This window comes from bacterium, assembly GCA_009926305.1.
Classification (GTDB): Bacteria; Bdellovibrionota_C; UBA2361; order UBA2361; family RFPC01; genus RFPC01.
This window is the reverse complement of sequence record RFPC01000263.1, coordinates 1-1,110: the sequence shown is the minus strand read 5'-3', so window position 1 is coordinate 1,110 and position 1,110 is coordinate 1. Positions and strand designations below refer to the sequence as shown.

The window sequence follows — 1,110 nt, the reverse complement described above, 5'->3', positions numbered from 1 at the left end:
CTAAGGCTTCCGTTAAGGGTAAGATTGATGAGCTAGGCATTTCGTTTAAGAGAAATCGATTGAGAGACGAAGATGTTGCTGAGATTCTTGGTGTGCATCCGCAAACGGTTCGACGTAGGAAGAAGAAGCTGGGAATGTCCTTTAGGACTCAAAAAGAAACGAGAGGGCCGACGGGAGACGAGATAGCAGCACTCGCCAGAGACATTCTGGATAATCCTCCCATGATCAAAGACCTAGAGAACACAAACACTAAAAAACTTCGGTCAGTGATTGAAGAATACGAGGGGTGGGAGTTTTGAAAGCTCAGATCAACTGGCAAGAGAAGACGGAAGAGCTTAAAGATAGAGCGGATCGACTCTTAACAAGTTATATTACTTCCTCTGACAAAGAGGTCCCGAGGGGTGTGCGGTTGCTTTTGATGGAAGCTGTGGAGCGAGGATTCAGACCTTGGATCGACTCTTATCCGTCTTGGGAAGCTCCGTTCTTCATGGAAAAATACTCAGAGGGACTAGAAATCAGGATCGACATTCTTGACTTCGCAAGAGACGTAATCTTATCGCCAAGGATAAAGGCTAACTTGAACGGCAAGAACATTGAGATTACAGCTCATATGAGCGAGTTTCCATCTATAAGAGACCTCGAAACTTTTGCTCGTTCGATATTGGAATGTTGTCATGCCTACGCTTGTCGTAATTAACCTAGTTCTTTTGTCCGCTGCTGTGACTTGGACTCATAAAAATCATTTTTACGTGGGTAGGAGGCTAGTTTGCCTAAGAAGATTAAGACGCCGGATGAATGGGTAGACGAGGGCGTTCCGTGGCCGCCGCAGCGAGAAACCATGGTTCGATGGGCTGCTCTTATTCAAGAGGACGCGGTTTCGTGCTACACGGTCACTGAGGCCATTGAAAAAGTCGAATCAGCTTATTGGTATCTGGCAAATCGGCTTCGTGACGGTGAGTCAACGGACCAAGCGCAAGCGAAGCTTGAAATGGAGATTCAGGGTCTGGCACTGTTCAAGATGCCGATGTCAGAAGAAGAATAACAGGCAAGTTGAGGGGAAAAAATGACTATAGGGGAATGGGAACCGTCGCCAGACCAAGAGACGGCTCT

Annotated in this window: 3 protein-coding genes; all 3 read left to right on the top strand. The window is 46.9% G+C overall.

Going from position 1 to position 1,110, the window contains the following annotated elements; all coding sequences use genetic code 11:
* Positions 1–299, top strand: a 299-nt coding sequence (locus tag EBR25_14390) for a hypothetical protein (protein NBW42158.1), incomplete at its 5' end; no start/stop codon positions are given.
* Positions 287–697: a hypothetical protein gene (locus EBR25_14385; protein NBW42157.1), complete on the top strand. Its 411-nt coding sequence runs from the start codon at positions 287–289 to the stop codon at positions 695–697. The genes EBR25_14390 and EBR25_14385, both read left to right, overlap by 13 nt.
* A 69-nt stretch (positions 698–766) precedes the next feature.
* Complete coding sequence (locus EBR25_14380; GenBank protein NBW42156.1) at positions 767–1,042, top strand: hypothetical protein; 276 nt, start codon at positions 767–769, stop codon at positions 1,040–1,042.
* Positions 1,043–1,110: the final 68 nt, after the last annotated feature.